The organism is Streptomyces sp. NPDC007189 (assembly GCF_040703635.1).
Taxonomy (GTDB): Bacteria; Actinomycetota; Actinomycetes; order Streptomycetales; family Streptomycetaceae; genus Streptomyces.
The window spans coordinates 63,775-90,108 of sequence record NZ_JBEYEY010000020.1 but is presented as its reverse complement, the minus strand read 5'-3'; the positions used below and the strand labels follow the sequence as shown (position 1 = coordinate 90,108).

The 26,334-nt window shown below is 72.6% G+C and carries 21 protein-coding genes; 10 read left to right on the top strand and 11 right to left on the bottom strand.

The window, feature by feature from the left end:
- Nucleotides 1–7 precede the first annotated feature (7 nt).
- The gene (locus tag AB0950_RS32880) at nt 8–1,018 is read right to left on the bottom strand and encodes an aldo/keto reductase family protein (protein ID WP_360575146.1); all 1,011 of its coding nucleotides are present in this window, start codon (nt 1,016–1,018) and stop codon (nt 8–10) included.
- A gap of 152 nt (nt 1,019–1,170) precedes the next feature.
- On the opposite strand from AB0950_RS32880, the gene AB0950_RS32875 reads away from it, so the two are divergent.
- The 3 genes from AB0950_RS32875 to AB0950_RS32865 all read left to right on the top strand — a co-directional run bounded on the left by AB0950_RS32875 (nt 1,171) and on the right by AB0950_RS32865 (nt 4,133).
- Nucleotides 1,171–2,445, top strand: coding sequence for an MFS transporter (locus AB0950_RS32875; RefSeq protein ID WP_366780060.1), 1,275 nt, complete (start codon nt 1,171–1,173; stop codon nt 2,443–2,445).
- 64 nt (nt 2,446–2,509) lie between these two features.
- The gene (locus AB0950_RS32870; RefSeq protein WP_360160276.1) at nt 2,510–3,202 is read left to right on the top strand and encodes a transketolase; all 693 of its coding nucleotides are present in this window, start codon (nt 2,510–2,512) and stop codon (nt 3,200–3,202) included.
- Between the two features lie 16 nt (nt 3,203–3,218).
- Entirely contained in the window at nt 3,219–4,133 is a 915-nt protein-coding gene (locus AB0950_RS32865) for a transketolase (protein WP_360575144.1), read from the top strand.
- Here AB0950_RS32865 and AB0950_RS32860 read toward each other — a convergent pair.
- Both AB0950_RS32860 and AB0950_RS32855 read right to left on the bottom strand, forming a co-directional pair.
- Nucleotides 4,111–5,358, bottom strand: coding sequence for a cytochrome P450 (locus AB0950_RS32860; RefSeq protein ID WP_366780059.1), 1,248 nt, complete (start codon nt 5,356–5,358; stop codon nt 4,111–4,113). The genes AB0950_RS32865 and AB0950_RS32860 overlap by 23 nt on opposite strands.
- Nucleotides 5,359–5,456: 98 nt before the next feature.
- Complete coding sequence (locus AB0950_RS32855) at nt 5,457–5,609, bottom strand: hypothetical protein (protein ID WP_360160273.1); 153 nt, start codon at nt 5,607–5,609, stop codon at nt 5,457–5,459.
- 387 nt (nt 5,610–5,996) lie between these two features.
- Here AB0950_RS32855 and AB0950_RS32850 point away from each other — a divergent pair, with 387 nt between their 5' ends.
- From AB0950_RS32850 to AB0950_RS32835, 4 genes are all read left to right on the top strand, one after another.
- A complete protein-coding gene (locus tag AB0950_RS32850; RefSeq protein WP_366780058.1) occupies nt 5,997–6,521 on the top strand; it encodes a hypothetical protein in 525 nt (174 codons plus the stop codon).
- Between the two features lie 185 nt (nt 6,522–6,706).
- A complete protein-coding gene (locus AB0950_RS32845; protein WP_366780057.1) occupies nt 6,707–7,030 on the top strand; it encodes an acyl carrier protein in 324 nt (107 codons plus the stop codon).
- Between the two features lie 268 nt (nt 7,031–7,298).
- Nucleotides 7,299–8,051: an alpha/beta fold hydrolase gene (locus AB0950_RS32840; RefSeq protein ID WP_366780056.1), complete on the top strand. Its 753-nt coding sequence runs from the start codon at nt 7,299–7,301 to the stop codon at nt 8,049–8,051.
- Nucleotides 8,051–8,974 (top strand): AfsR/SARP family transcriptional regulator, encoded by a 924-nt coding sequence (locus AB0950_RS32835; RefSeq protein WP_360160269.1) that lies wholly within the window; start codon nt 8,051–8,053, stop codon nt 8,972–8,974. The genes AB0950_RS32840 and AB0950_RS32835 overlap by 1 nt, the downstream gene beginning before the upstream one ends.
- A gap of 46 nt (nt 8,975–9,020) precedes the next feature.
- On the opposite strand, the gene AB0950_RS32830 is transcribed toward AB0950_RS32835, so the two are convergent.
- On the bottom strand, nt 9,021–9,863 hold the full coding sequence (locus AB0950_RS32830) for a DUF4097 family beta strand repeat-containing protein (RefSeq protein WP_360160268.1): 843 nt from the start codon (nt 9,861–9,863) through the stop codon (nt 9,021–9,023).
- Nucleotides 9,864–9,953: 90 nt separating this feature from the next.
- Nucleotides 9,954–10,472: a hypothetical protein gene (locus tag AB0950_RS32825; RefSeq protein ID WP_360160267.1), complete on the bottom strand. Its 519-nt coding sequence runs from the start codon at nt 10,470–10,472 to the stop codon at nt 9,954–9,956.
- 324 nt (nt 10,473–10,796) lie between these two features.
- Here AB0950_RS32825 and AB0950_RS32820 point away from each other — a divergent pair, with 324 nt between their 5' ends.
- Nucleotides 10,797–12,059, top strand: coding sequence for a PLP-dependent aminotransferase family protein (locus AB0950_RS32820; RefSeq protein WP_360160266.1), 1,263 nt, complete (start codon nt 10,797–10,799; stop codon nt 12,057–12,059).
- Between the two features lie 3 nt (nt 12,060–12,062).
- Here AB0950_RS32820 and AB0950_RS32815 read toward each other — a convergent pair whose 3' ends face one another.
- The gene (locus AB0950_RS32815) at nt 12,063–13,640 is read right to left on the bottom strand and encodes an acyl-CoA carboxylase subunit beta (RefSeq protein ID WP_360160265.1); all 1,578 of its coding nucleotides are present in this window, start codon (nt 13,638–13,640) and stop codon (nt 12,063–12,065) included.
- 480 nt (nt 13,641–14,120) lie between these two features.
- Here AB0950_RS32815 and AB0950_RS32810 point away from each other — a divergent pair, with 480 nt between their 5' ends.
- Together AB0950_RS32810 and AB0950_RS32805 are read left to right on the top strand one after the other, a co-directional pair.
- A complete protein-coding gene (locus AB0950_RS32810; RefSeq protein ID WP_360160320.1) occupies nt 14,121–15,611 on the top strand; it encodes an FAD-dependent monooxygenase in 1,491 nt (496 codons plus the stop codon).
- A gap of 83 nt (nt 15,612–15,694) precedes the next feature.
- Nucleotides 15,695–16,453 carry an alpha/beta fold hydrolase gene (locus tag AB0950_RS32805; protein WP_366780055.1) on the top strand — a complete coding sequence of 253 codons (759 nt, stop codon included), beginning with the start codon at nt 15,695–15,697 and terminating at the stop codon, nt 16,451–16,453.
- 64 nt (nt 16,454–16,517) lie between these two features.
- Here AB0950_RS32805 and AB0950_RS32800 read toward each other — a convergent pair whose 3' ends face one another.
- The 5 genes from AB0950_RS32800 to AB0950_RS32780 all read right to left on the bottom strand — a co-directional run bounded on the left by AB0950_RS32800 (nt 16,518) and on the right by AB0950_RS32780 (nt 26,334).
- Nucleotides 16,518–17,402, bottom strand: a complete 885-nt coding sequence (locus AB0950_RS32800; protein ID WP_360160263.1) for a 3-hydroxybutyryl-CoA dehydrogenase — start codon at nt 17,400–17,402, stop codon at nt 16,518–16,520.
- Complete coding sequence (locus AB0950_RS32795; protein ID WP_360160262.1) at nt 17,399–18,385, bottom strand: ketoacyl-ACP synthase III; 987 nt, start codon at nt 18,383–18,385, stop codon at nt 17,399–17,401. Before AB0950_RS32795 ends, AB0950_RS32800 begins: the two co-directional genes overlap by 4 nt.
- 1 nt (nt 18,386) lies before the next feature.
- On the bottom strand, nt 18,387–19,745 hold the full coding sequence (ccrA, locus tag AB0950_RS32790; protein ID WP_360160261.1) for a crotonyl-CoA carboxylase/reductase: 1,359 nt from the start codon (nt 19,743–19,745) through the stop codon (nt 18,387–18,389).
- A 101-nt stretch (nt 19,746–19,846) separates the two neighbouring features.
- A complete protein-coding gene (locus AB0950_RS32785) occupies nt 19,847–23,068 on the bottom strand; it encodes an amino acid adenylation domain-containing protein (RefSeq protein WP_366780054.1) in 3,222 nt (1,073 codons plus the stop codon).
- Between the two features lie 155 nt (nt 23,069–23,223).
- A complete protein-coding gene (locus AB0950_RS32780; RefSeq protein ID WP_366780053.1) occupies nt 23,224–26,334 on the bottom strand; it encodes an acyltransferase domain-containing protein in 3,111 nt (1,036 codons plus the stop codon).

Genomic DNA, 26,334 nt, shown 5'->3' with positions numbered 1-26,334 from the left:
GGGCTCCTTACGCGGCGTGCTGGCCTTGTCTGCCGTAGTCCGTGGGGTGCGCCGGGGTCTTGGCGGGGTCGCGTTCGACGATCGGCTCGAGGATGTCGTCGATGCGGGCCAGCACGTCGTCGTCGAGCTCGACACCGGACGCCGCGGCGGTCTCGGCGATCTGCCCCGGGGCGGTGGCGCCCACGACAGCGCTCGACACCTGCGGGTTGTGCAGCACCCAGGCGAGCGCCAGCTGCGGCATCGTGACGTCCAACTCGGCTGCGATCTTGCCGAGTCGGGACACCCGGTCGAGGACGTTTGCGGTGAGCGCGCCGACCGAGAACTGGGAGCGTGCCGGTCCGCCGGCCCGTGAGCCGGGCGGCAGCGGCGCACCGGAGCGGTACTTGCCGGTCAGCAGTCCCTGCGCCAGCGGCGACCACACGATCTGGCCGATTCCCTCGCGCGCGCACAGCGGAAGCACCTCGGCCTCGATGACCCGCCACAGCATGTTGTACTGCGGCTGGTTGGAGATGATCCGGTCGAAGCCCATCTCACCGGCGATCTTCAGTGCGGCGGCGATCTGGCCGGCGGTCCACTCCGAGACGCCGATGTAGAGCACCTTGCCCTGCCGGACCAGGTCGTCGAAGGCCCGGAGGGTCTCCTCGAGCGGGGTGCGCGGGTCGTAGCGGTGCGCCTGGTAGATGTCGATGTGGTCGGTGCGCAGCCGGCGCAGCGACCCGGCGGCCGACTCCATGATGTGCTTGCGGGACAGCCCCCGGTCGTTGGGGCCCGGCCCGACGGGGGCGCACACCTTGGTGCTGATCACCACCGACTCCCTGCGGGCGCCGGACAGCACCCGGCCGAGCACGGTTTCCGCCAGCGTTCCCGCGTACGCGTCAGCGGTGTCGAACGTCGTGATCCCCTGCTCGAGCGCCTCACGGGCGACCGCCTCCGCCGAGTCCTCGGTGGTGCTGATCCAGCTGCCGTAGGCGATCTCACTGATCTGCAGGCCGCTCCTGCCCAGCGTGCGGTGTCTCATGGCGAGGCAGCCTAGGGGCCCGGTGCGCGGCGCCGTACAAGCCTCGGTCGCTGCTCCAGCGGACCTCGACCGCGGCTGTTGCACGCGCTCATAGCGTCTCCACCACATCTGAGTCGCAGGCGCACGGCGAGCCGTGAGGAGCGTAACGAGCGATGCCATCCCTACAGCGCGTGGCCGCCGCGGTGGTCCCACGGCCCGGCCGTGAACGGCTCCTGTCGTGGGTCAATCTCGCCTACGCGGTGGGCCGCGGGGTCTTTCTCAGCGGCAGCGTCGTCTACTTCACCACCGTGTCCGGGCTGTCGCCGACGCAGGTGGGGCTGGGCACGTCGGCCGCGGCTCTGTCGGGGTTCGCGGCCTCCTTCCTGTGCGGTGCGGCCGCCGACCGGCTCGGGGCCAGGCGGATGCTCGTCGCGCTGTTCGCGCTGCAGGCCGCCGGGTTCGCGCTGTACCCCGCCGTGCGTTCCGCGGGGCTGTTCTACGTGTTGATCGTCGCGGTGGGATTCGTCGAGTACGGTGTCGGGCCGACGTTCGGCGCCTTCGTCGGCTCACTGATCGAACCCGCGGAACGCGTGCAGACCCGGGCGATGCTGCGCACCATGTTCAACATCGGGTTCAGCGCCGGCAGCGGGATCACGGCGCTGGCGCTCGCCGGCGGCGGCGCCCTCGTCAGGGCGTTGCCCTGGCTCAGCGCCGCGCTGCTGCTCGGTGCCGTGCTGCTGATCCTGCGGCTGCCCCGCACCATCGCCACCGCCGCCCCGGCCGCCGGCACGGCACGCCGGTTCGGCGCCCTGCGCGACGTACGTTTCGTCGCCCTGACGGCACTGTCCGCGCCCCTGGCGCTGCACGCGTCCGTCATGCTGGTCGTCCTGCCGCTGTGGGCGGTGTCGCGTACGGACGCCCCGCACGCCCTCGTTCCGCTGCTGCTCGTCGCCAACACCGTCGTCGTCGTGCTGTTCCAGGTCTCGGCCAGCAAGGGCGCGGAGACGGTGCGGGGCGCGGCGCGGCTGGCCCGGCGGTCGGGTGCGTGGCTGGCCGCCGCCTGTGCTGTGGCCGCCACCGCCGCGTACGGCGACGCCCTGACGGCGTCCGTCGTCCTGGGCGTGTCGGTGCTGCTGTTCACGATGGCCGAGCTGCAGCAGTCGGCGTCGGGGTGGGGCCTGTCGCACGGGCTCGCACCGGACCACGCGCAGGGCGAGTACCTGGGCACGTTCCAGCTGCACATGGTGGCGCAGGGCGTGCTCGGGCCCGGCATCGTCTCGGCGGCCGCGCTCTCCTGGGGGGCGTGGGGCTGGGCGGCGGTCGCGGTGGCGGTGCTGGCGGCCGGCCTGCTGATCGTGCCGCTGGCGGCCGCGGCGGAGCGCGGTACGGCCGGGGCGGGGGCCGGCGCGCCGGCCCCCGCGGTGAAACAGCTCTCCGGGTCCTCCTGAAGGCGGGACCCGGCCGAGCACGGACTTCCTGAGCAAGGATCTTCTGAGGTGGGAGCCCTGACCCATGACGCAGACCAAGGCCGGCTACGAGGACCTGCGCGACCTGATGGCGCGCATGACCGGTGACGAGAAGCACGCCAAGGCGGCGACCTCGACGCTCGATGTGCTGTGGGTGCTGTACGACCGCGTGCTGCGGGTGACCCCGGACATGGCCGAGGACCGCGACCGGTTCTATCTGTCCAAAGGACACGGCCCGATGGCGTACTACGCGGTCCTCGCCGCGAAGGGGTTCCTGGACCCGGCGGAGTTCGAGCGGTTCGGCGCCTTCCGGTCCCCGCTGGGGCATCACCCCGACCGGCTGCTCGTTCCGGGCGTGGAGATCTCCAGCGGTTCGCTCGGGCACGGGCTGCCGCTGGCGGTCGGTACGGCCCTGGGGCTGCGCGCGCGGGGCATCCTCGAGCCGCGGATCTGGGTGCTGCTCGGCGACGGCGAACTCGACGAGGGGTCGAACCACGAGGCGATCGCCTACGCGGCGCGGGCCGGTCTCGACCGCCTGCACGCCGTCGTCATCGACAACGGGTCGGCGACGCAGGGCTGGCCGGGCGGTCTGGAGACCCGCTTCGCCGTAGAGGGCTGGTCGACCGCGCGGGTGGACGGCCGGGACCACGCCGCGCTGGAAGCGGCGTTCACCGCGCCGGTCTCCGGTCGGCCCCGGCTCGTGGTGGCCGAGGTGGACGAGCCCGGCGACAACCACTGACACTTCGGGAGGGCCCATGGCCGGAATCATGCGTGAGCGCTTCGTCGAGGTGACGACGGACCTGCTCGACACCCACGACCGTCTGTCGCTGCTCACGGCGGACCTCAGCGCCAAGCTGTTCGACGAGGCGCGCGCCTCGCATCCCGCCCGGGTCGTCAACCTGGGCATCCGCGAGCAGCTGCTCATCAGCGTCGCGGGCGGTATGGCGCTGGCCGGGATGCGGCCGATCGCGCACAGCTTCGCGCCGTTCCTGATCGAGCGTCCCTTCGAGCAGATCAAGCTGGATCTCAACCATCAGGGCGTCGGCGCCGTCCTGGTCAGCGCCGGCGCGTCGTACGACATCGCCGGTGGCGGCCGCACCCACCAGTCGCCCGGCGACGTGGCGCTGCTGTCCACGCTGCCGGGCTGGACCATTCACGTCCCGGGTCATCCGGACGAGGCCGAGGCGCAGTTGAGGGAGGCGGCGGCCGGCGACGGCCTGGTGTACATCCGGCTGTCCAACCAGGCGAACGAGCGGGCGCACGCGCTGCGGGGTGGTGCGCGGGGCCATGGGTTCCGGGTGCTGCGCCGGGGCGCCGCGGGCACCGTCATCGCGATCGGCCCGCTCGCCGACACGGTGCTGGCGGCGACCGAGGGGCTCGATGTGAGCGTCCTGTACGGCGCCACGGTCCGCCCGTTCGACGGCACGGCGCTGCGAGCGGTGGTGGCCGAGCAGCGCGAGCCGTCCGTCGTCATCGTCGAGCCGTACCTGGCGGGGACGTCCGTGCCGGAGATCGGCGCGGCGCTGCGGGACCTGCCGCACCGCGTCCTCGGACTCGGCGTCGGCCTGGAGGAGCTGCGCAACTACGGCACACCGCGCCAGCACGCCATCGCCCATGGGCTGGGCAGCGCGGGGCTGCGGCTGAGCATCACGTCGTTCCTGGGGAAGTGAGCGGGGCCGTCTCCGTCCAGGTGACCGGCAGTTCGTGGACGCCGTAGATGTTCATGTTGGTCCTGAGCCTGACCTGATCGGCGGGGACGGCGAGTTCGAGGGCCGGGAAGCGGCGCAGCAGGCCGGTGAAGCCGGCGCGCATCTCGATGCGGGCCAGTTGCTGGCCGAGGCATTGATGGACGCCGTGGCCGAAGGACAGATGACCGCGGGCCGTGCGGTGGATGTCCAGGGTGTCGGGGTTGTCGAAGCGCTGGGGGTCGTGGTTGGCGGCCAGCAGCGAGACGACGACGGTCGATCCCTTGCCGATCGTCTCGCCGCCGAGCTCGATGTCCTCCGTGGCGTAGCGGAAGAAGATGTCGGCGACGGACAGGTAGCGCAGGAGTTCCTCGACGGCATCGGGCATCAGGCCGGGGTCGGCGCGCAGTTCGGCCAGCTGATCGGGGTGTTCCAGGAGCGCGAACGTGCCGAGCCCCAGCATGTTGACGGTGGTCTCGTGGCCGGCGAGCAGCAGCAGGAAGGCGATGCCGGTCAGTTCCTCGATGGTGAGGTCGTCACGGCGGGCCAGGTCGGACAGGATGTCCTCGCCGGGGGTGGCGCGTTTGCGCGTGACCAGGTCGGTCAGGTACGTGGTCAGGCCGGTGTACGCGGCGATCTTCTCCTCGAGCGCCACGTCCTTCTCCATGAACGTGGCCGTGTCGGCCTGGAAGCTCCCCCGGTCCGCGTAGGGGACGCCGAGCAGTTCGCAGATCACCAGCAGGGGCACCGGCAGCGCGAACTCCTTGACCAGGTCGACCGGCGGGGTCAGGCGCGCCATCTCGTCCAGTTGCCGCTCGGCGATGGCGGCGATGTGCTCTTCGAGCTCCTTCATGCGTTTGACGGTGAAGGCGCCGGTGAGCATGCGCCGCAGCCGGGTGTGGTCCGGCGGGTCCATGCTGATGAACAGGCCCGGCACCTGCGGGGACGGCTCGGTGACGGCGGGCATGCCGGGGACCTCGTACGGGATGTGCAGCGGGCCGATGTCCTGGCGGGAGCTGAACCGGGTGTCGGCCATGAGCCGGCGGACCGCGCTGTGGCCGGTGACTAACCAGCCCTCGTGACCGTCGGGGAAGACCATGGGGCTGACGGGGCGGACATCGCGCAGCCGGGAGATGGCGCGGGGCGGGTTGAAGGGGCCCGCGTCGCGGTCCATGGGCAGGCCGTGGGGGACGGAAGGCGTTCGAGTCATCGGGTTTTCCCTTTCGGCGTCGGGGGCTTCGCTGGTGCTGCGGGCCGTCGCGGCCGGGGTGCGCCCGGCCGCGCCCGTGCGGGGTGCGGGCGTGAGGCTCAGGCGGCGACGGCGGTGCCGGGGGCGGTGCCGGCCTCTTCCCGCGCCAGCTTGCCGAGCAGCTCCATGGCTGCGGTCAGCGTGCTGAGGACACGGTCGGCGAGTTCGGCCGCGGAGGTGAGCTTGTCCTGGTCGCTGAAAGTGACGGGCATGGTGGGCTCCTTTACGTCGTACGCCGCAGCCGGCGCCGTTCCGTTTCCGTGGCCCCATCATGGCACACCTCTGGCGTCATTACGAGCCAATGTGCGCCACATATGGGCCACGCTGAGGCCATCCGCGTGGCGCGACCCGTAAAACCGCAGCCCTTCGGGGACTTCCCGCCAGGAGAGCGGATGCGAGGAGCGACTGCATCTGGTTGCCGACCTGCGCCTTCATCGCTTTCCGCGCCCGCCCGAGCACCTGATGGCTGGAAGAGCATCATGCACGGCTCCACGCGGTGCCATCTCTGTGCCATGATGGTGCCATCGGTGGCGCACTCTTTGGTCCCAGGAGCCCGGAGAGTGCGCCTTGGTCGGAGTGAGCCGGCAGAGGGGCGGATCATGGAGACAGCACGCAGCCATCGGCAGGCAGCACCCGGCGCCTTCGCCGCCTTCGCCCGCTTCGTGCTCTGCGGGGGCGGAGTGGGGCTCGCCTCCAGCTTCGCCGTGGCGGCCCTCGCCTCCTGGATCCCCTGGGTCCTGGCCAACGCCGTGATCACCGTGGCGTCCACGCTGCTGGCCACCGAGCTGCACGCCCGCTTCACCTTCGGCGCGGGCGGCCGCGCGACCTGGCGCCAGCATGTGCAGTCGGCCGGGTCCGCGACCGCCGCGTACGCGGTGACCTGCGTGGCGATGGCCGGCCTGCAGCTGCTGGTGGCGGCGCCCGGTCCGGTGCTCGAGCAGGTCGTCTACCTGTCGGCCTCCGCGCTCGCCGGGATCGCGCGGTTCGCGGTGCTGCGCCTCGTCGTCTTCGCGCGGGGCCGCTCGCAGGCCGTGGCCGCCGGCCGCACCGCCCGTCCGGCACCCGCGGCCGTGGCCCAGGCCTCGGCCCCGGCCGGCCCCGCCACGCTCTGCCACGCCGCCTGACCGTTCGGGCGACCGGAGGTGTCGGCCCTCGGCGAGAGGGTGCCGGAATGCCGAAGCGGCAGGCGGCGCGTGGCGTTCCAACGCCCTTCGACGGCCGCTCGAGCGGGGGCGGGCACCGTGGGCGCAGGCGCGCAGACGTGTGCGCGGCCTGCATCGCCCCGGCAGCCGGAAGGAAGTCCGTACCCATGGCCCCAAGTCCGTGGAACGCGAGGTTCGAGACGATTCTCCGGCGGGGCCTGCCCGGCCTGGGCAAGAGCGAGGCGCCCGCCGCCGACGTGCCGATGGAGGCGTACGGGCTCGACTCCATGGCCCTCATCGGGATCGTCAGCGCCCTGGAGTCCGCCTACGGTGTCAGCCTCGCCGGCCAGGTCACCGTGCCGGTGCGCACCCTGACCGCGGGCCACCTGTGGGGCATCGTCTCGGCCGCGCTGCAGCCGGCCTGGGACACCGGCCGGCCGTCCCCGGCGAGCGGTACGGCGCGTGGCCAGGCCCCCTGGATCATGGCCTGACCGGCCTTCGGCGGGGCGTCCTGGGCGGGCGCCCGGTCGGTGCGGCCGTGCCGCCCGAGCCGGCCGGTGACACCTGCGGGCCGGGACGCGGTACGCCGGGCGCCCGCCGCGGCGGGGCACGACTCGAAAACGCCTGCAGAGCGCTTCGCGGCCCGCTCGAGCGCGCGGCCGCCGCTGCCGTCGCGCGGCTATCGTCCGAACTCCCACCTCTGGTCCGGGACCCGGGTCGTCGGGCCGGACGCCGGAGCGTCCCGTCGATGGAGCCACCATGCGAAAGGCCGAAGAGCCCCAGCTGCGTCTGTTCGTCTTCCACCACTCCGGTGGATCGCACCTGATGTACCGGGACTGGCCGGCCTGCTTCCCGGCCGGCTGGGACGTGCGGATCCCCGACGCACCGGGCCGCGGGCCCCGTGACGAACGCCCCGCGATGAGCGACACGGGAGCCCTGCTCGACTACTTCCTGCACGAACTGGACACCCGGCTGACGGGCCGGTTCGCGTTCTTCGGGCACAGCATGGGCGGGCTCGTCGCGTACGAACTGACCCGCCGGCTGATCGACCTGGGGCGCACCCCGCCGGTCTGGCTCGGTGTGTCCGCACGCGGCACGCTGCTTCCCGACGGGGACCCCGCGGGCCGGCATCTGCTGTCCGACGCGGAACTGCGCCGGGAACTGGTGGCGATGGGCGGTACGTCGTCGTCGGTCCTGGACCACGACGAGCTGTGGGAGCTGTTCTCGCCCACCATCCGCGCGGACCTGCGCATCAGCGAGACCTGGCGCACCAAGCCCCTCACCGCGCCGCTGCCGGTGCCGCTCTCGGTGTTCGGCGGCACCCAGGACCACGTGGCGCCGCCGCACCGTCTGGACGGCTGGGCGGCCGCCTCCGAGCACTTCCTGGGCCTGCGTCTGTTCGACGGCGGCCACTTCTACTTCCAGGGCCGGCTCCCGGAGGTCGCCGGGCGGATCCAGGACGACGTGCGCCGCGCCCTGCTCCTGGCGGCGGCACCGTCCGAGGCCGCGTGATGACCGTCCTCGAGCTCGCCGCACCGGCCCCGGTACGCGGCGAGTCGACCGAGTTCCGGCTGCTCGGCCCGGTGGCCGTGCACGACCGGGCGACGGGTACCGGCATCGTGCCCTCCGGCCCCAAGCAGCGGGCCCTGCTCGCCACCCTGGTCATCCACGCCGGCGAACGCCTGCCCGTGGACACCCTGGTGGAAGAGCTGTGGGGCGACCGGCCCCCGGCCAACGCGCCGAACGCCCTGCACACCCACGTCGCCCGGCTGCGCCGGCTGCTGCCCGCCCCGGGCCACGAGTGGATCAGCACTCTGCCCACCGGATACCTGCTGACCCTGGGGCACGCCTCGACCGACGTGGCCCGCTTCACCCGGCTGTCCGGCCAGGGCAGGGCGGCGGTCCCCGCCGATCCCCGGTACGCGACGGAACTCCTGCGCCGCGCCCTGTCGTTGTGGCAGGGACCGGCCCTGCAGGACTGCCGCCAGGGCCCCGTCTGCACCGCCGAGGCGGACCGTCTCGAGGAGCAGCGCCTCAGCGCCCTGGAAGCCCTGTACGAGGCCAGCCTGAACTGCGGCAGGTATGCCGAGATCACCTCTGACCTGGAGCGGCTCACCGCCGACCACCCGCTGCACGAACGCTTCTACGACCTGCTGATGGTCGCCCTGTACCGGTGCGGCCGGCAGGCGGAGGCGCTCGGCGTCTATGAACGCGCCCGCCGCCGTCTGGTCACCACCCTCGGCATAGAACCGGGTCCGGCCCTGCGGTGCCGGATGGAGGCGATCCTCAACCACTCGCCCACGCTGACGGCATGGCGTCCCCGCCGCCCGGACCTGGCGACGGAGATGGCGCATCTGCAGGCCCGCATCGACCAACTGGTACGCGACCAGGAGGAGTTGCTGCGCCGGATGCGGGAAGCGCGCGAGGACCGCTAGCGCGGCCGCGCCCCGTCGTCGGCGTACGCACCGGTTCCACCGGTGCTCAGGCCTTGGCGCGGCGGATGTCGATGTTGCCGTGGCGGGTGCGGGCGCGGACCTCGACGGTGTCGTCGGTCTTCTCCGGTGCGGGGGAGGTGGTGAGGGTGTTGCGGACCTGGCCGGAGCCGGAGCTGACGTCGAGCCAGGCGGCGGTGCCGGGGCGGACGCCGACCTCGATGGCGCCGTAGGCGGTCTCGAGCTGGACGGTGCCGCGGGCGACTTCGCCCACGCGCAGGGTGCCGTGGGCGGTGGTGGCGGTGACCGAGGCCTCGGCGCGGTGGATCTCGATGTCGCCGTTGGCGCCGTTGATGCGTACCTCGCCGGTGGCGGCGGCGAGGGTGGTGGTGCCGTGGGAGTTCTTCAGGACGGCGGGGCCGTCGACGACGCCGACGCGCAGGCTGCCGGAGCTGGTGGTGATCTGCGCCGCCCCGTCGACGCGGTCGACGGTGACCGAGCCGTGGGAGGCGGTCAGCTGCAGCGGGCCGGTGGCCTCCAGGCGCACGTCGCCGGAGGAGGTCTTCACGCGGGTCCGGCCGAGCCGGCCCTCGCCGAGGACCTGGGTCCAGGCGCCGGTGACGTCGAGGCTCGAGCCGGTGGGCAGGTCGACGGTGACGTCGACGGTGCCGGTCCGGCCGAACAGGCCGGACTTGGGTGTCCTGACGGTCAGGGTGCCGCCGGCACAGGTGACCTCGGTCTGCTCGGCCGTGCGCACGTCCTGGGCCTTCTTCGGGTCCCGGGGCCTGACCTCGACGACGGTGTCGGTGCGCTCGCCCGCGGTGAACTGGATGGAACCGGCGTCCACACGCGCCGTGACCGAGATCGCCTCGGGAGTGTCGAAAGAAGGCATGGCTGTCCCCTCCTGCTTCAAGTCGTCAGGGTGTCCCCGCCGACGGGGGCGTGGTGCGGTGACGTGCTGCGGGTGCGGTGCGGGCCGGGGTCAGTGCACCCAGCCGGTGAAGCTCTGGCCGACCGCCTGGGCGCGTTCCGGCATCCGGGGCCGGCTGCCGCCCTCGACCGCGGCCGACACCGCGCGCACCAGCCAGGCGTTGACCGACAGGCCCTCACGGCTCGCGGCCTCCTCGCACCGGGCCTTCAGATGGGCCGGCAGCCGCAGGTTCACCCGGGCGGTGCCGCCCTCGTCCCCCTCGGCCGCGGCCGGCGTCCCGTGCGCGTGGACCGGCGCGGCCGGCTCCGCCGGCAGTCCGCCGCCCGCGGGCGGGGGCGTGACGACGAAGTCCGGCTCCAGTCCGCGCAGCCGCAGATCGACCGAACCGGGCGCCAGCTCACGGGTGATCTCGTCCACCGCGGCGGAGAGCACGTTCAGCAGCGTCAGCCGGGTCGCCGACTCCAACGGAGCGGTCAGCCGCTCGGCCAGCTCACGGGCGTCCTCCCCGCCGGCCTCGGCGGCCACCGCCAGCTCGCGGCGGAGAGTGTCGACATACGGCGTCAAATCCATGACGCCATCATTGCACCACAATGGCACCATACGCAAGCCCCGATGACACCCCGCCGGGCCGGCGTCTGCCCTCCGTCACCCCACCTGCGGGGACACGGGTGAGGGCCGCCTGAGCCATCATGGCACCACGCGCTCTCGTGCGCTTTCGATGGTGCCGTCCACCGCCGTGTGACGCAGTATGGCACCAGATGGCACCACTCTGCCACCAGGCCCGGTCCACCACCGCCACACCGCCTGTCCGTCGATGTTCCGTCACTCTTCGAGTGCTTCTCGTTCGAGGGCGTCCATCGTGTCTCCAACTGGGCCGCAACCATCTGGAGTGCCATGTCCCGTCGTCCGTTCACCGACCTGCACCAGGACCGGTACGCCGTGCGCACCGCGGGCATGACGGCCTCGGAGATCCGCGCGCTGTTCGCGGTCGCCAGCAGGCCGGAGGTGGTCTCCCTGGCCGGCGGCATGCCGAACCTGGCCGCGCTGCCCCTGAAGACGCTCTCGGCGCAGGCCGCGCAGATCATCGCGGAGGACGGCCTGACGGCGCTGCAGTACGCGTCGGCGCACGGCCTGCCGTTGCTGCGGGAACAGATCTGCGAGGTGATGACGCTGGAGGACATCGCGGCGCACCCGGACGACGTGGTGCTGACGGTCGGCTCGCAGATGGGCCTGGACCTGGTGACCCGGCTGTTCTGCGACCCGGGTGACGTGGTGGTGGCCGAGGGGCCGTCGTACGTCGGTGCGCTGGGCTCGTTCGCCGCGTACCAGGCGCAGGTCGTGCACGTGGCGATGGACGAGCACGGCCTGGTGCCGGAGGGGCTGCGGGCGGCGCTGCGGCAGGCCGTGAACGACGGGCGGCGCGTGAAGCTGCTGTACACGATCCCGAACTTCCACAACCCGGCCGGCGTGACGCTGGCGGTCGAGCGGCGGGCGGAGATCCTGGAGATCTGCCGCACGTACGACGTGCTGGTCGTCGAGGACAACCCGTACGGCCTGCTGGGCTTCGACGGCCGGGCCTATCCGGCGCTGCGCTCGCTGGACCCGGACAACGTGGTGTACCTGGGCTCGTTCTCCAAGACGTTCGCCTCGGGCCTGCGGGTCGGCTGGGTGCTGGCGCCGCGCGCGGTGCGGGAGAAGCTGGTGCTGGCCATGGAGTCGGCGACGCTGTGCGCGCCCACGCTCAACCAGATGATCGTGTCGCGCTATCTGGCCACGCACGACTGGCAGGGTCAGATCGAGATGTTCCGGGAGAACTACCGCGAGCGCCGCGACGCGATGCTGTCCGCGCTGGAGCGGTACCTGCCGCCGGGCTGTACGTGGACGAAGCCGGACGGCGGGTTCTACGTGTGGGTGACGGTGCCCCGGGGCGTGGACACCAAGGCGATGCTGCCGCGCGCGGTGGACGCCCGGGTGGCGTACGCGTCGGGCAGCGGGTTCTTCACCGACAAGTCCGGCAGCCGCCAGATGCGGTTGTCCTACTGCTACCCGGCGCCGGAGCGGATCCGCGAGGGCGTGCGCCGGCTGGCCGCGGTGCTGGAGTGTGAACTGGACCCCGCGCGCTCCTTCGGCGGCGTCGGCTCCGGCCGGACCCCTTGATGCTCACTGGGGCTGGTTCCCGTGCTTGCGGGAGGGCTGCGCCTTGTACTTGGTGCGCAGCACGGCGAGCGCGTCGACGAGCCTGATCCGGGTCTCCGCGGGGTCGATGACGTCGTCCACCAGGCCGCGTTCGGCGGCGTGGTACGGGTGCATGAGCCGGTCCCGGTACTCCTTGATGTACTGCTCGCGGGCCGCCTCGGGATCGGCGGCGGCAGCGATCTCGCGCCGGAAGACGACGTTCGCGGCGCCCTCCGCCCCCATCACCGCGATCTCGTTGCCGGGCCAGGCCAGCGACAGGTCGGAGCCGACGGAGCGCGAGTCCATGACGATGTAGGCGCCGCCGTAGGCCTTGCGCAGGATCAGCTGGATGCGGGGAACCGTGGCGTTGCAGTACGCGTACAGGAGTTTCGCGCCGTGCCGGATGATGCCGCCGTGCTCCTGGCCGACGCCGGGCAGGAATCCGGGGACGTCCACCAACGTCACGAGCGGAATGTTGAAGGAGTCGCACATCTGCACGAAGCGGGCCGCCTTCTCGCTGCCGTGGACGTCGAGGACGCCGGCGAGCGCGGCGGGCTGGTTGGCGACGATCCCGACGACATGGCCGTCCAGCCGGGCCAGGGCGCACACCACGTTGGGCGCCCAGGCCTCGTGCACCTCGAAGAACTCGCCGGCGTCGACGAACTCCTCGATGACCCCGCGCACGTCGTAGGCGCGTTTCTCGTCGGACGGCACCAGGTCGCGCAGGGCCGGGGTGAGCCGGTCGGGCCGGTCGGTACACGGTTCCGCGGGCGGCAGTTCGCGGTTGTTGGCGGGCAGGTAGGACAGCAGGTAGCGGACGTCGGCGAGGCAGCTGGCCTCGTCGTCGTAGGCGAAGTGGGCGACCCCGGACAGCGTGGTGTGGGCGTCGGCGCCGCCCAGCTCGTCGTGGCTGATCCGCTCCCCGGTGACGGCCTGCACCACCTCGGGGCCGGTGATGAACATCTGCGCGGTGCCGCGCACCATGAACACGAAGTCGGTCAGCGCCGGGGAGTAGGCCGCCCCGCCCGCGCAGGGGCCCAGCATGACGCTGATCTGCGGGATCACCCCGGAGTTGCGGACGTTGCGCTGGAAGATCCCGCCGTACCCGGCGAGCGCGGTCACGCCCTCCTGGATGCGCGCTCCGGCGCCGTCGCACAGGCCGACGATCGGGGCGCCGGCCGTGGCGGCCATGTCCATGATCTTGTGGATCTTCTCGGCGTGCGCCTCGCCGAGGGAGCCGCCGAAGATGCGGAAGTCGTGGGCGTAGGCGAAGACGGTACGGCCGTACACCCGGCCCCAGCCGGTGACCACGCCGTCGGTGTAGGGGCGCCTGTCCTCCAGGCCGAAGCCGCTCGCCCGGTGTCTGCGCAGGCCCTCGACCTCGGTGAACCGGCCGTCGTCGAAGAGGAGCCCGAGCCGCTCGCGGGCGGTGAGCTTGCCCTTGGCGTGCTGTGCCTCGGTGGCCTTGTCGCCGGGTCCGAGGCGCATGGCGTCACGTGTGGCCTCGAGTTCGGCGACCGTGCCGCGCTGCTGCCCGACCGGCGTGTCGTCCAGGGCGGTCATGGGTGTTCCCTTCCGGCCGTCGTGATGACCTGTCCGTCGTGATGACCCGTCCGTCGTGATGCACCAGCGGCCAGCCTCCGCGACGTCGCTCGAAGCCGGTTGGAGCGCTGGATGACGACGGCTCCGGCCGCGCCGGCCCTCCACCGCTGCGCGACCATCCGTCGAGCGCGGGAGGGGATGCTCTCGAGCCGTGAGCTCCGGTGTGACGGCCATGAGCCGTGGCGGAGCCCCGGACAGCCCGTCGGCGCCCCCACCATCCCCCGAGGGCACCGGCGGGCTTCACGCGTGCCCGGAGCCGCGGCCGCGGAAGCCGCCTTGTAGGCCTTGTCCCGCCGGCGGGACAAGGCAAGCCGGACAGCGGCGGGTCTCCTCCGGCACCGAGTTGTGTTGAACCGCCGGTCCACGGGCCTGACCGTGGAGCCGGTGCAACGACGTCAAAGGCGCGGCGGAACGAGGGAGAACGACGTGGGAGACACCCGCATGGACACGGACGTGGTGATCGCGGGCGCCGGGCCCACGGGCCTGATGCTCGCCTGCGAACTGCGCTTGGCGGGCGCCGACGTGGTGGTGGTCGAGCGGCTCCCCGAGCGGTCGGGCGAGTCACGCGCGGGCGGGATCCACTCCCGCACCCTGGAGGTCCTGGACCAGCGCGGCATCCTGGACCGCTTCCTGGCGGAAGGCGAACTGCAGCCGGTGGGCCACTTCTCCGGCCTCTACCTCGACTTCGACGAGTCCGAGTCCCGCCACCCCTACCCCCTGATGATCCTGCAGTCCGCCATCGAGCGGCTCCTGGAGGAACGGGCCGGCGAACTCGGCGTGCGGGTGCGCCGCTCGGCCGAGGTCACCGGCATCAGCCAGGACCAGGACGGCGTGAGCGTCACCGTCGGCCCGGGCACCGGGCAGGCGACGCTGCGCGCCCGCTACCTCGTCGGCTGCGACGGCGGACGCAGCACCGTGCGCAAACTGGCGGGCATCGACTTCCCCGGCACCGAGCCGACCATGACCGCGCTCATCGGCGACGTCGAACTGCCCGACCTGCCCGAGGACTACGTCTGGGTGCGGCGTACCCCGGTCGGCGACTACTCGGCCATCGCCTTCGAGCCGGGCTGGCACCGGGTGATCACCTCCGAGTACGACCGCGTCCCCGGCCGGGAACCCGTCACCTTCGAGCAGCTGAAAGAGTCGCTGATCAGGGTCGCGGGCACCGACTTCGGGATGCGCAACCCCCGCTGGGTCTCCCGGTTCAGCGACGCCGCACGCCAGGCCGCCCGGTACCGGGAGGGCCGGGTGCTCCTCGCGGGCGACGCGGCCCACATCCACTTCCCCGCCGGCGGCCAGGGCCTGAACATGGGCGTGCAGGACGCCGTCAACCTCGGCTGGAAACTCGCCGCCGTCGTGCGCGGCCAGGTACCCGAGAGCCTGCTGGACACCTACCACGCCGAGCGCCACCCCGTCGCCGAACGCGTGCTGCACAACACCCGGGCGCAGTCCGCGCTGGTCCGCCCCGGCCCCCAGACGGAGGCGCTGCGCGAGGTGTTCGGCTCCCTGATGGTCTTCGACGACGTCAACCAGTACCTGCGCCACATGCTCAACGCCCTCGACATCCGCTACCCCGCCGACGGCGACCACCCGCTGACGGGCCGCCGGGTCCCGGACGCCGACCTGGAGGCGCCCGAAGCCACCCGTGTCCACGAACTGCTGCACACCGCCCGCCCCGTCCTGCTGGACCTGCACGGCAGCGCCGAGCTCACAGCCGCCGCCAAGGGCTGGGGCGACCGCGTCGACGTCGTCGAGGCGCGCAGCGAAGACGCGCACTGGACCGTCCCCGCCATCGGCGACATCCCCGCCCCCGCCGCACTCCTCGTCCGCCCCGACGGGCACGTCGCCTGGGCCACCGACGACACCACCCCCCACACCCCCGCCCTCACCACCGCCCTCACCACCTGGTTCGGGCCGGCCCTGCAGGGATGACACACCGCCCCCAACGCACGGACGACCGGTCCCGTCACGAGCGGGCACCGGCCGTCCGGCACTGACGAAGGGACACACCGACAGTGAACAGCACGTGGTTCCGACGCTTCACCACGGCCTCGGGGGACGGGCCGCGGCTCGTGTGCTTCCCTCACGCCGGGGGCTCCGCGACGGCGTTCAAGGACCTGGCGCACAGGCTGCCCGCCACCTTCGACGTGGTGGCGGTGCAGTACCCCGGGCGCCAGGACCGTTACGCGGAAACGCCGTACACGGCCCTGCTCCCGCTCGTGGAGGCGGTGGCCGGGGAGCTGGCCCGCGAACTGGCCGCGGACCCCGGACGGCCGTACGCCCTGTTCGGCCACAGCATGGGCGCGCTCGTCGCGTTCGAGACGGCGCGGCTGCTCGCCCGCGGCGAACTGCCGGATCCGCAGCGGCTGTTCCTCTCCGGCCGGGGCGGCCCGGAGACCGACAGCCTCCCCTACCACCTCTACGACGACACCGATGTGCTGGCCGACGTGCGCAGGCTGGGCGGCACCGACCAGGCCATGCTCGCCGACCCCGACCTCCTGGAGCTGGTGCTGCCCGCGCTGCGCGCCGACTACCGGGCACTGGGCACCTACCGCTGGTGCGGGGGTGAGCCGCTCGCCGCTCCGGTGACCGCCCTGACCGGGGACAGCGACCCGATGATGACGGTCGAGGATGCTCATACCTGGCGGGCGCACACCACCGGCGACTTCGCCGTGAAGGTCTTCTCCGGCGGCCACTTCTACCTCTTCGACCACCTGGAGGGGGTCGCCGCGGCCGTCACCGAGGGGCTGCTCAGCGAAGCCGCCGTTTCCTGAACCGGCCGCAGCCAGCAGTGGGCCCGGCCGACCGCCCATGGTCGGCCGGGCCCTTGCCCGTCCCTCACGCGTAGGTGTAGAAGCCGCGGCCGGACTTCCTGCCCAGCAGGCCGCCCTCGACCATGCGCAGCAGCAGCGGCGGAGGCGCGTACAGCGGCTCCTTGAACTCCTCGTACATGGCCTGCGCGATGGCCACGGTCGTGTCCAGGCCGATGAGGTCGGCGAGCCGCAGCGGCCCCATCGGGTGCGAACAGCCGTACTCCATGCCCTGGTCGACGACCTCGGCCGGGGCCAGGCCCGACTCGACCATCCGGACCGCGGACAGCAGATACGGGAACAGCAGCGCGTTGACGAGGAAGCCGGCCCGGTCCGGGGAGGCGATCGGCTTCTTGCCGAGGACGTCGCGGACGAAGACCAGCGCCCGCGCGCTCACCTGCTCGTCCGTCAGCACCGAGGAGACCAGCTCCACGAGCGGCAGCGCCGGCACCGGGTTGAAGAAGTGCATGCCGAGCACCTGGCCCGGGCGCCGGGTCGCGGCGGCGAGTCGCACGACCGGGATCGAGGACGTGTTGGTCGCCAGGATCGCGTCCGGGTCCTCGACGATCTTGTCGAGGGTGGCGAACAGGTCCACCTTGAGCTGCTCGTCCTCCTTGACCGCCTCGATCACCAGCCGGCGGTCCGCCAGCTCGGCGAGGTCACGGGTGTACGACACCCGGGCGAGCGCCGCGTCACGCTCCTCGGCGGTCAGTTTGCCCTTGGCCACGCCCCGGTCGAGGGACGCGGCCAGCCGCTTGGGCGCCGTCACCAGCGACGACTCGGAGAACACCGCGACCGTCACGTCCAGCCCGGCCTTCGCGCACAGTTCGGCGATGCCGGTGCCCATGATGCCGCTGCCGGCGACACCCACCCGGTCGATGCCGGCTCCGGTGCCGTGCGTGGTCGTGGTCATGCGGTCCCCCAGGTCAGAAGTGACGCTCCGATCGACATGCCGCCGCCGAACCCGGCGAGCAGCACCAGGTCGCCCGGCGACAGCGCTCCCGTGCGGCTGGCCTCGTCGAGGGCGACCGGCACCGAGGCGCTGCCGACGTTGCCGTACCGGATCAGGGTGCGGTGGGTCTGCGCGGCGCCCAGCCCGGTGCGCTCGACGACCTCGCCGAGCATCACGCCGTTCGCCTGGTGCGGTATGAAGTGGTCGACCGCGCCGATGTCCACGCCGGCCCTGCGGGCCAGCGCGAGCAGTGCCGGCGGCACGTGCTCGGCGACGAAGTCCCGTACCCCGCGGCCGTCCATCTTGAAGAAGTGGCCGCCCTCCGCGACGGTCGCCGCCGACGCCGGCCTGCGGCTGCCGCCGGCCTCGACCCGGATGAGGTGGTGGGCGTCACCGCGGCTGGACAGGTCGCTCGCGATGATGCCGTACGGCTCCGGCACCGCCCCGACGACCGCCGCACCTGCGCCGTCGGCGAACAGGACGGCCGTCCTGCGGTCCGTGAAGTCCAGGATCCGCGAGTACACGTCCGCCCCGATCACCAGCACCCGGGCCTCGGGGCGCACGGTCACCAGGCTGTGCGCCAGCGCCAGTGCGTAGACGAAGCCGCTGCACACGACGTTGACGTCGAAGCAGGCCGCGCCGTAGGCGCCCAGGCCGTGCTGCACCAGGTACGACGTGGGCGGCTGCGGGAAGTCGCCGGTGGAGGTCGAGACGATGACGTAGTCGATCTGGTCGGCGGTCAGCTCCGCCTGGGCCAGGGCGCGTTCGGCGGCTTTCACCGCCAGGTCGGACGTGGCCTCGTGTTCGGCGGCGTAGCGCCGCGACCGGATCTGCGTCTTGCGTTCGATCCACTCGGCGGTGACGCCGACGCGCTCGGCGACCTCCTCGTTGCCCACCTCGTGCTTCGGCAGGTAGGAGCCGGTGGACAGGATGCCGATGCCCATGTCATGACACCTTTGCGGATGCGGGCGCGCCGGCACCGCGCAGCGGATTGAGCCGCGCGGCCCCGATCTTCTCCCGCAGTGCGGGATCGGTGACGCCGAGTCCCTCCTCGGGCGCGAGGCAGAGCACGCCGACCTTTCCGGTGTGCCTGTTGTTCTGCACCAGCCGTGCGGCCTCGCCCACCTCCTTCAGCGGAAAGACCTCGGAGAGAACCGGGGAGAGATGCCCGAGCTGGAAGAGCCGGTTGCACTCCGCCTGCTCCTGCAGGTTGGCCGCGTGGCTGCCCACGATCCGCTTGAGGTTCATCCACAGGTAGCGGTTGTCGAAGTGGTGGTCGTAGCCCGTGCTGGACCCGCAGGTCACGACCGTGCCGCCCTTGCGCACGACGAACACGGAGATCCCGAACGTGGCCCGCCCGACGTAGTCGAACACGACGTGCGGGTCCTCGCCGACCTGCCGCCGGATCTCCCGCCCGAGCCGCTTGCCCAGCTCGATCGTGCGCTGCGGGGTGAGCGCCTCGTCCCCGCCCATGCCGATCTCATTGCGGTTGATCACCACGTCGCAGCCGAGCCGGCGCAGCGCCTCGGCCTTGCGTTCGGAGCTGACCACGCCGACGGCGATACCGCCCGCGTTCTTCACCATCTGCACCGCGTACGCGCCGAGACCGCCCGTCGCACCCCAGACGAGCACGATGTCGCCCTGCTTGATCCGGGCGCCGTTGTCGCCGACCAGCATCCGGTAGGAGGTCGCCGCGGTCAGCAGCACACTCGCCGACTCCTCCCAGGTCAGATGGGCCGGCTTGGGAAGCAGCTGGCTGGCGCGCACCACCGTGTAGTGGGCGAGCCCGCCGAAGTTCGTCTCGTAGCCCCAGATCCGCTGCCCGGCCCCGAGCATGGCGTCGCCGTGCGTCGCCGGTTCCTGGTCGTCGACCTGGACACAGCTGACGACCACGTGGTCGCCCGTCTTCCAGTGCCGTACCCCGGCCCCGACCCGTACGACGACGCCGGAGGCGTCCGATCCCACGACGTGGTGCGGCAGCTCGTGCCGGGCGGCGTATCCGCCCTGGCGTGCGTAGCGCTGGAGGAACTCGAAGGTGGGCACCGGCTCGAACGTCGCCGACCACACCGTGTTGTAGTTGATGGAGCTCGCCATGACGGCGACGACCACCTCGTCCGGCGCGATGTCCGGCATCGGAACCGGTCCGACGTGCAACGACTTGCGGACGTCCTTGTCCCCGACGCCGTCGAACATGCCGAGATCGCCGGCCAGGAGGTGTGCGGCCTCGTATTCCGAGGGCAGTTCGTGTCGCCCGATCTCATCCGGGCCGGCCCCGGACAGCAGGGCTTCTGTCAAGGAATCCATGACTCCCTTTCTCCTTCGCAGTGCCACGGGAAAACCGCTGCTGACTGGACCAGAACGGGTAACTCCACAGACCGGAAAGGCGGTTGAGCGGCCAACGGCGCTCAGAGGACGGCGCCCTCCCTGGTCCGCCTGCGCAGGCTCGGCCTGCTGGACCGGCCGAGGTCCTTCAACATGTCCGACAGGCCGATGACGGTGCGCGCCGCGAACAGCCTGCGGATGGACACCTCCTGCTTCAGCTCCGCCCGGATCAGGCCGACGAGCCGGATCGCCCGCAGCGAGTTGCCGCCGAGGTCGAAGAAGTCCTCGTCGATGCCGACCCGGTCCAGTTCGAGCACGTCGGCGAACGCCGCGGCCAGGATCCGCTCGGTGTCGTTGCGGGGCGCCCGGTAGGTGCGCTCGTCGAACGCGGGCTGCGGCAGCGCCGCCCGGTCCACCCTCCCGTGGGCCGTCACCGGCAGGCGGTCCAGCACCGTGAACACCGACGGCACCATGGACTCCGGCAGCCACCCGGCGGCGAACCGGCGCAGCTCGTCGGCCGAGACGGTCTGGCCGCCCACCGGGACGACGTAAGCCACCAGGTGCTGCTGCCCGGAGCCGTCCTCCCGGACGGCCACCACCGACTGCGCGAGCCCGGTGTGCTCGGACAGCACCTCTTCGACCTCGGCGAGTTCGACCCGGACGCCGCGTACGTCCACCTGGGCGTCGGCCCGGGCCACGTACTCGAGCCGGCCGTCGGTGCCCCACCGCACCCGGTCCCCGGTGCGGTGCATGAGAGCGCCGGCCGGGCCGAACGGGCAGGGCACGAAGCGCTCCGCGGTCGGTCCGGGCCGTCCGGGGTAGCCGCGTGCCACGCCGGGCCCGGCCACGTACAGCTCTCCGGTCACGCCGACGGGGACCGGCGCCAGGCCCGGGCCCAGCACGTAGAGGGCGGTGTTGTCCATCGGGCGGCCGACCGTGCCCGCGTGCCGCACCGGTTCACCGGCGGCCAGGCGGTGGCATGCGGCGAACACGGTGGATTCGGTCGGGCCGTGGCCGTTGACGATCGTCAGCTCGGGGCAGGCCTGACGGACCCGGCGCACCGCGGCCGCGGACACGCGGTCGCCGCCGGTCCACACCTCGCGCAGCCCGGCGAGGCTCTCGGGGCGCTCGGCCGCGATCGCCGAGAACAGGCCCGCGGGCAGCCACGCCGCGGAGATCTCGTGGTCCGCGCACGCCTTGCCCAGCGCGTCGCTGCCGGACTCCCCGGGGGGAGCGACGACCACGCGGCCGCCGCCGAGCAGGGGCACCCACAGCTCGAGGGCGAGCGCGTCGGAGGTGTGCGGCGTGTGCCACAGCACGGTGCCGTGGCCGGCTTCCCGCCAGTGGCGGTCCAGGACGAACCGCTCCATGTTCCGGTGCGTCAGCCCGACCCCTGTGGCCTCCCCGGCCGGCCCGGAGCCGTACAGCACGGCCAGCAGGTTGTCCGGACGCGGCGGCAGGGGGGCCTCGCCGGCGGCGCTGTCGTCGCCGGCGGTGTCCGGCACGAGGTCGTCGAACACGATCGCCGGCACGTCCAGGCCCGCGAAGAGCAGTCCGGCCGTCGCCGCGTCGGTGAGCAGTGCGCGGGCCGAGGCCTCGCCGATCCGGGAGGTGATGCGCTCCGCCGGGAGCGCCGGGTCGAGGGGCAGGTAGGCTCCGCCCGCCTTCACCACGCCCAGCAGGGCGACGGCGAGCTCCACCGACCGGGGCATCGCCACCGCCACGACCGTCTCGGCTCCGACGTGCCGCCGGCGCAGCGCCCGGGCCACCCGGCTGGAGCGCTCGTCCAGCTCCCGGTAGGAGACCGTGACGTCGCCGGCGACCAGCGCGACGGCGTCGGGGTCCCGCTCCACCGCCCGGGCGAACAGCTGGGGAACCGTCAGTCCCGGCAGCGGCGCGGCGGTGTCGTTCGGCGCCTTCAGCACCTGGTGCCGTTCGGCGCCGCCGACCACGTCGAGCGCGCCGACCGGCTGCGCGCCGGCGGCCACCACGGCGCGGACGTACGCGATCAGCTCCTCGCCGATGAAGCGCAGTTCCGCGCGGTGGTACAGGCTCGCGGGGGCGTCGAGCCGGATGTAGAGGTCGCTGTCGGGGCTGCCGTCGGTGTAGACGCCGATCGACAGTTCCTCGAACGTGCCGGTCGTCGCGCCGGAGTAGCGCGCCGGGCTGTCGCCGAAGCGGAGCTGCTCCACGAACTCGACGACGTTCACGACGGCGCCGTAACTGCCGCGGCCGCTCAGGACGGTTCCGCTCGCGCGCTGGATGTCCGAGTAGTGGCACGCGGTGTGGTCGAAGAGGTCGTACGTCTCCTCGACGAGCGCGTCGGCGACCTCGGTGAAGGTCGCGCCGAGGCCGATGTTCACCCGCACCGGCACCACGTTCACCGCCAGGCCGGGCGTCCGGCTCGCCACGCCGACCCGGTTGCCCACGGCCAGCGACAGCAGGAACTCCGGCCGGTCGCAGCGGTGCCGCAGGAACACCGCCGTGGCCGCGGTCAGCATCTGCGACATCCACAGGCCCATGGACTGCGCGGTCTCGGTCCACACGTCCGCCTCGGCGCGGGGCACGGTCAGCGTCCGGCTGACCATGCCGATGGTCTCGGCCACCTCCGACCAGCGGTCGGCGCTGCTCAGCGGTTCGGACAGCGCGGAGCGCTGCGCGTCGGACAGGGCGACGCGCGGGACCTGCGCGGGCGGGGGCGCGTCGGTCAGGTAGTCCCGCCAGAACGCGCAGTCCTCGGCGAACTTCGGGGAGGCGAGGTAGTCCGTCGCCTCGGTCGCGAAGGACTCGGCGTCCCAGGGGTGCGGCAGCTGCGGTACCCGCTCGCCGCGCACCAGCGCCGTGTAGACCTCGGCGAGGCGCTTCGACAGCAGGCCGCCCGCGCCGAACCCGTCCGAGACGAGGTGGTGGTAGGCGATCACCAGCAGGGAGCGGGCCGGCGCGAGTTTGACCACGCCGAGCCGGAACAGCAGGTCCCGCTCCAGGTCGAACGGCCGGCGCACCAGGTCGGCCAGGGCGTCGCGGGCCGCCTGCTCGGGATCGGCCTCGGCGCTCAGATCCAGGAAGAACGGCCGCCAGTCCCCCAGTTCGCGGGGGATGAGGCGCAGTCCGCCGCCGTCGTCGGCGAAGTTGACGCGCAGCACCTCCGCCTCGCCCATGACGTGCAGGAACGCGGACTGGATGACCGCCGTGTCCAGCTCGCCGTCCACATCCCACATGGTCAGCGCATGGTTCGGCGTGTCGGGAGCCATTTGCTGCGCCCGCCACATGCCTTTGTGGGCAGAGGACGCACCGAAGGAACGCACAGAGACCAACCCCTCGACAGAACAAACCGGGACACCGGAGGAATTCGCAGATCTCCCCCATCGTCAGGGGGGTGGATCGGGCCGTTCAAGACACGTTGGTTCCCGGCGGGACACGCCGCTGCGGAGGCTTGTGGTGTCCCGCCGGCGGGACACTGCTACGCGGCCATCAAGGACACGATGTGCCCGGCGATCAGTCGCGCGGTCGGGTGCCGCAGCACCATGTTCGCCTTCAGTTTGAGTCCGGTCGAGGCGCTCAGGCGTTTGCTCAGCTCCATCGACAGCATCGAGTCGAAGCCGATCTCCCAGAACTTCTCGTCGGGGTCGATGGACGCGCTGGAGGGGTGTCCGAGCACGACGGCGGCCTTCTCCAGGACGTGGTCGAGGACGAGGGTCCGCGCTTCGTCGTCGGAAAGGGCGGAGATCTGCTCCGGCAGCGGGACGGCCTGGTCGTCGTCCGCGGGCGGCTCCGGCGAGGACGCCTGGGCCGCCACCGCCGCGGTGGGCGAGGAGGTCAGCCAGTACCGCTGCCGCTGGAACGCGTACGTCGGCAGGTCCACCCGCCGGCGGGTGCCGAACAGGGCGCCGAAGTCCACGGACCCGCCCCGCACGTACAGCTGGGCCAGCGAGCCGAGCACGGCCTGCACCTCGTCGCGGTCCCGCCGCACCGACGACAGGACCAGCGCGTCGTCCACGTCCTCGACGATCTCCTGCACCGGGACGTTCAGCACGGGGTGCGGGCTCATCTCGATGAACACCCGGAAGCCGTCCTCGGCCAGCCGCCGCACGGACGTCTCGAAGAGGACCTTCTCCCGCAGGTTGTCGTACCAGTAGCCGGCGTCCAGCCCTGCGGTGTCGGTGATCTCGCCGTACAGCGTCGAATAGAAGGGCATCGCCGACGACTTCGGGTTCACGCCGGTCAGCGCGCCGGTCACCTGGTCGCGGACCCGGGCCACCTGGTGGGAATGGGAGGCGTAATCGACCGGTATTCTCCGCGCCTGGGCGCCGTCGGCCCTCATCTTCTCGACGAATTCGTCGAGGGCCTCCGGTTCCCCGGACACCACCACGGAGCGGGGCCCGTTGACCACGGCGACGCTCACCCGGCCGCTCCACGGCGCCAGCCGCTCCTCCACGACCTGTGCGGACTCCGCGACCGAGGCCATCCCGCCGAGCCCCTTCAGCTCGATCAGGGCCTTGCTGCGCAGCGCCACGATCCGGGTGGCGTCCCTGAGGGACAGCGCGCCGCAGACGTGGGCGGCGGCGATCTCGCCCTGGCTGTGGCCCACCACCGCGGCCGGTTCCACGCCCCAGGACCGCCACAGGGCGGCCAGGGACACCATCACCGAGAACAGCGCCGGCTGCACCACGTCCACCCGGTCGTAGGTCGGCGCCCCTTCCACGCCGCGCACCACGTCGAGCAGCGACCAGTCGACCCACTCGGCCAGTGCGGCCGCGCAGGCGTCGAGGGACTGCGCGAAGACGGGGAAGGCCTCGTACAGCTCCCGGCCCATGCCGGCCCACTGCGAGCCCTGACCGGGGAACACGAAGGCGACACCGCCGAGGTTCTGGGCGACGCCGCGCACCACCCCGGGGCAGTCCCTGCCCTCGCTCAGCGACGCCAGGCCGCTCAGCAGTTCGTCCCGGTCGCGGCCGAGGACCACCGCGCGGTGCTCGAACCGCGACCGGCTCGACACCAGCGACCAGCCGGCGCCGGCGAGGTCCAGGTCCGCGTCGGCGGCGAGGACGTCGCGCAGCCTGCCCGCCTGCTGCTCCAGCGCCTTCGCCCGCTTGCCCGACACCACCCACGGCACCAGGCCGCCGGCCACGCCCGCGTCCGGGCCGGGCTCCGGCGACCGCTCCTCGGGCGGCGCCTCTTCCAGGATCACGTGCGCGTTGGTGCCGCTGACCCCGAACGACGACACCCCGGCCCGCCGCGGACCGTCCCCCCTGGGCCACTCACGTCCCTCCACCAGCAGCTCGACCGCGCCGGAGGACCAGTCGACGTGGTGGGAGGGCCTGTCGATGTGCAGGGTCTTCGGCAGGTACCCGTGGCGCATGGCCAGCACGGCCTTGATGACCCCGGCGACTCCGGCGGCGGCCTGGGCGTGACCGATGTTCGACTTCAGGGATCCCAGCCACAGCGGCCTGCCCGGGTCCCGGTCCTGGCCGTAGGTCGCCAGCAGGGCGTCCGCCTCGATGGGATCCCCGAGCGCGGTTCCGGTGCCGTGGGCCTCGACCAGGTCCACCTCGGCGGGCGAGATTCCCGCGTTCGCCAGGGCGGTGCGGATCACCTTCTCCTGGGCGCGGCCGTTGGGCGCGGTCAGCCCGTTGCTGGCCCCGTCCTGGTTGACCGCGGAGCCGCGCACGACGGCCAGCACCGGGTGGCCGTTGCGCCGGGCGTCGGACAGCCGCTCCAGGAGCAGCACCCCCACGCCCTCGGCCCAGCCGGTCCCGTCGGCCGCGTCCGCGAAGGCCTTGCACCGGCCGTCGGCCGACAGCGCCTCCTGCCGGGAGAACTCCACGAACATCGCGGGCGTCGCCATCACCAGCGCCCCGCCCGCCAGCGCGAGCGAGCACTCCCCCGACCGCAGCGACTGCACGGCCATGTGCAGGGCCACCAGCGACGACGAGCACGCCGTGTCCACCGACACCGCGGGGCCGGTCAGCCCCAGTTCGTACGCCACCCGGCCGGAGGCGACGCTCAGCGCGCTGCCGTACAGGAAGTAGCCCTCCAGCTCCTTGTGGCCGCCCTCCAGGAAACGCCACCCGTACTCGGAGGAGCTGACCCCGGAGAAGACGCCGACGTCGGATCCGCGCACGTCGGCGGGGACGATGCCGGCCCGCTCGAAGACCTCCCAGGACGTCTCCAGCAGCAGGCGGTGGTGCGGGTCGACGGCCAGCGCCTCACGCGGGCTGAGGTGGAAGAAGTCCGCGTCGAAACCGGCCACGTCGGCCAGGAACCCGCCCTGCCGCGTGTACGCCTTGCCGGCGGCGCCGCGGTCGGGGTCGTACACGTCCCGCCAGCCACGGTCCTGCGGGAAGTCGCCCACGACGTCCCGGCCCTCCCGGATCACCTCCCACAGGTCCTCGGGCGTCGACACGCCTCCCGGGTAGCGGCACGCCATGGCCACCACGGCGATCGGCTCGCCACGGCCGGCCTTCAGGGCCTCGTTCTCCTGCCGGAGGCGGTCGCGCTCCTCGATGAGCGTGCGGAGCGCCCGCTGGACCCGGTCCGTGCCGTCCGCGGTGCGATCTGCGGAGTTGGTCAT

Excerpts from the sequence above, each read along its gene's own strand:
- AB0950_RS32880 (WP_360575146.1), bottom strand. The coding sequence starts at position 1,018 with ATGAGACACCGCACGCTGGGCAGGAGCGGCCTGCAGATCAGTGAGATC.
- AB0950_RS32875 (WP_366780060.1), top strand. The coding sequence starts at position 1,171 with ATGCCATCCCTACAGCGCGTGGCCGCCGCGGTGGTCCCACGGCCCGGC.
- AB0950_RS32870 (WP_360160276.1), top strand. The coding sequence starts at position 2,510 with ATGACGCAGACCAAGGCCGGCTACGAGGACCTGCGCGACCTGATGGCG.
- AB0950_RS32865 (WP_360575144.1), top strand. The coding sequence starts at position 3,219 with ATGGCCGGAATCATGCGTGAGCGCTTCGTCGAGGTGACGACGGACCTG.
- AB0950_RS32860 (WP_366780059.1), bottom strand. The coding sequence starts at position 5,358 with ATGACTCGAACGCCTTCCGTCCCCCACGGCCTGCCCATGGACCGCGAC.
- AB0950_RS32855 (WP_360160273.1), bottom strand. The coding sequence starts at position 5,609 with ATGCCCGTCACTTTCAGCGACCAGGACAAGCTCACCTCCGCGGCCGAA.
- AB0950_RS32850 (WP_366780058.1), top strand. The coding sequence starts at position 5,997 with ATGGAGACAGCACGCAGCCATCGGCAGGCAGCACCCGGCGCCTTCGCC.
- AB0950_RS32845 (WP_366780057.1), top strand. The coding sequence starts at position 6,707 with ATGGCCCCAAGTCCGTGGAACGCGAGGTTCGAGACGATTCTCCGGCGG.
- AB0950_RS32840 (WP_366780056.1), top strand. The coding sequence starts at position 7,299 with ATGCGAAAGGCCGAAGAGCCCCAGCTGCGTCTGTTCGTCTTCCACCAC.
- AB0950_RS32835 (WP_360160269.1), top strand. The coding sequence starts at position 8,051 with ATGACCGTCCTCGAGCTCGCCGCACCGGCCCCGGTACGCGGCGAGTCG.
- AB0950_RS32830 (WP_360160268.1), bottom strand. The coding sequence starts at position 9,863 with ATGCCTTCTTTCGACACTCCCGAGGCGATCTCGGTCACGGCGCGTGTG.
- AB0950_RS32825 (WP_360160267.1), bottom strand. The coding sequence starts at position 10,472 with ATGGATTTGACGCCGTATGTCGACACTCTCCGCCGCGAGCTGGCGGTG.
- AB0950_RS32820 (WP_360160266.1), top strand. The coding sequence starts at position 10,797 with ATGTCCCGTCGTCCGTTCACCGACCTGCACCAGGACCGGTACGCCGTG.
- AB0950_RS32815 (WP_360160265.1), bottom strand. The coding sequence starts at position 13,640 with ATGACCGCCCTGGACGACACGCCGGTCGGGCAGCAGCGCGGCACGGTC.
- AB0950_RS32810 (WP_360160320.1), top strand. The coding sequence starts at position 14,121 with ATGGACACGGACGTGGTGATCGCGGGCGCCGGGCCCACGGGCCTGATG.
- AB0950_RS32800 (WP_360160263.1), bottom strand. The coding sequence starts at position 17,402 with ATGACCACGACCACGCACGGCACCGGAGCCGGCATCGACCGGGTGGGT.
- AB0950_RS32795 (WP_360160262.1), bottom strand. The coding sequence starts at position 18,385 with ATGGGCATCGGCATCCTGTCCACCGGCTCCTACCTGCCGAAGCACGAG.
- ccrA (WP_360160261.1), bottom strand. The coding sequence starts at position 19,745 with ATGGATTCCTTGACAGAAGCCCTGCTGTCCGGGGCCGGCCCGGATGAG.
- AB0950_RS32780 (WP_366780053.1), bottom strand. The coding sequence starts at position 26,334 with ATGACCAACTCCGCAGATCGCACCGCGGACGGCACGGACCGGGTCCAG.